Annotated in this window: 1 pseudogene; it reads right to left on the bottom strand. The window is 63.5% G+C overall.

Features of this window, described 5'->3' with window-relative positions:
- Window positions 1-480: 480 nt before the first annotated feature.
- A pseudogene (locus tag AB0N65_RS20615) lies at window positions 481-1,743 on the bottom strand (DUF222 domain-containing protein); the annotation flags it as partial.
- Window positions 1,744-2,102: the final 359 nt, after the last annotated feature.

Here is a 2,102-nt window from a genome sequence, read left to right as displayed (position 1 = left end):
GAGTAGGACACCGCCGGACAACCATTCAGGTCGAGACCCCCCAACCCACGTTGGGGGGTCTCCCACATTAACCACCAAAACACCCAGCCCCACCACAACTGGGCCGCCCCGCGAAAGGGGCCATCCGTGTTGAAGCCCCACCACAGGGGCCATCCGTGTTTAAAGGGGACGCTACGCTGTAGAAGCGGGGAAGACCCGTCAACTTAAGGGACGGAAACGTGGCCCGCCTGTGCAGGCAGCTTTTACTGCTCACAGTACGGCCGCGGGCTCGCCCCGGACGTCCTTCGTCGGCAGACCCGTTGGTGGAACCGATGCTGACAGAACCGATGCTGTCGGACCCGATGCTGTCGGAACCGTGGCCGCGCTGCGGTTCGTGCGGGAATCGGGGTACCTAAGGCCTTGATGCGTTCGTGAAATCTGTATCGAAGACCGCTCATTTCCGTTGCTTCGAGGGCTATTGTCCCCTGCCGGCAACCGGCCAGCAGTTCGTGTCCCTGGTAGGGGTGGGGCTTTGGATTGGTAGGTGTGTTCGGGAGGTGCTGATTTCCAGGGTGTGCCGGTCTGGGCTGCCGGGTTCGGGTTGGGTGTTCCAGCCGGGGTTTTGTTTGGTGTGGTTGCGGTGTTCGCAGAGTCCGGCAGCGTTGTTGAGTGTGGTTTTGCCGTCTTGTGCCCAGGGGATGATGTGGTCGTGGTGGCGGATGGGTGCGTCGCAGTAGGGGGTGCGGCAGGTGTGGTCGCGGGTTTGGATGAAGCGGCGCATGCCTGGTGGGAAGAAGCGGGCTCGGGAGTCCATGGCGAGGAGTTCGCCGGTTTCCGGGGCGGTGTAGAGGCGGCGGATCCAGATGTTGAACTCTCGGTTGGCCGTGCTGTGTGGTTCGGTCGGGGGCTTGGCCGGGGTTCAGGTCCCGTACCTGTAATTCTCGGGCCCATTCGGCAGGGACGGTGTCGTAGCCTTCCAGGCGTGTTGGTTCGGGTGTCGCCTTGGAGGAGGGTGCAGTCGGTCATGACGAATTGGAGCTCGATGCCGGAGAATCCCGGGCGGCTGCCGATGAGGCGTTCGACGAGGGTGTCGGCCATGACTTTGCCGCGTGAGCGGTCATCGCCTGATGAACGCGCAGAATCCGCAGACTCTTTCAAAGCCTTGTACGCGGCGACGCCTTGGGCGACGGGTAGCAGGGCGGTGAGGATGGTCATGGTGTCGGGGGCGGGTCCGAGGCTGACGTGACGTTCCGGGGCGGCGTGGGCTGTGCGTTGGGTGATGGAACGTGGATCCCGACGGTAGGCGGCGGCTTTGACGGCGGCGATGATGGCGCGGTCTCAGGCGCCGTCGAAGGTGCCGGTGTCCGGGGCGAGTTCTTCATCGACGGCGGTCCGGTCTGTGGCGGAGAGGCAGGCTGTTTCCTTCACCAGGAGGGTTGCCCGCCACTCGTTGAGCCGGCCGGTTTCCAGTGCGGCCATGGTCCGGGGCATCTCGGACACCAAGGCTTTCGCGAGCCCGAGCAGCCGTGAGCCTTTGTTGGGGGAATCGCGCCGGGCGGGGGCTACTTGCGCTGAGACCCCTTGGCCCCGTTCGGCGGCGGGGACCCCGACTGCTGCCTGTTCGCCACGCTGAGCAAGGTCAAAGGCCACTGAGATCTTCGCCTGCAAACTCGAGATCGCAGACTTCATGTCCTCCAGAACACGCAACTGCTCGATCTGTTCGGCCGAGTCCGTTCGAATACGAAACGAGCTCAAAGTGGTCATGAGTGTCTTACCGCAGTCCACGGCCCCGTGGTGTCCCCACTGGAGGCAGAACGGTCAGGGGAACACGCCGGCGCCATGGTGTCCGCCGCTACCTTCCCCCCGTTTCCGTCCATGCCCCAACTCTTCCAGGGGACCGCGAGGGAAAGCAGACCCCTTTTTTCCTATGAGGAAAACCGAAGAGTGCCGTGCACTGACTGGCAGGTTATGGGGCGTGTTCGTGTCGTGTTCGACGGCGGTTTGGTGGGGTTTTGGTGGTGTGGGGGTGGTTTTTGGGGTGCTGTGGGGGTGGATTTGCGTTGGGGTGGTGGGGGGTGTATTGTTTTCTGAGTCGCCGGGAGCGGAACGGAAAGCCGGAAGGT

This window comes from Paenarthrobacter sp. NPDC089322, from assembly GCF_040684895.1.
Classification (GTDB): domain Bacteria; phylum Actinomycetota; class Actinomycetes; order Actinomycetales; family Micrococcaceae; genus Arthrobacter.
The sequence above is the reverse complement of the archived record's forward strand: the minus strand, read 5'-3'. Positions and strand labels throughout refer to the sequence as shown.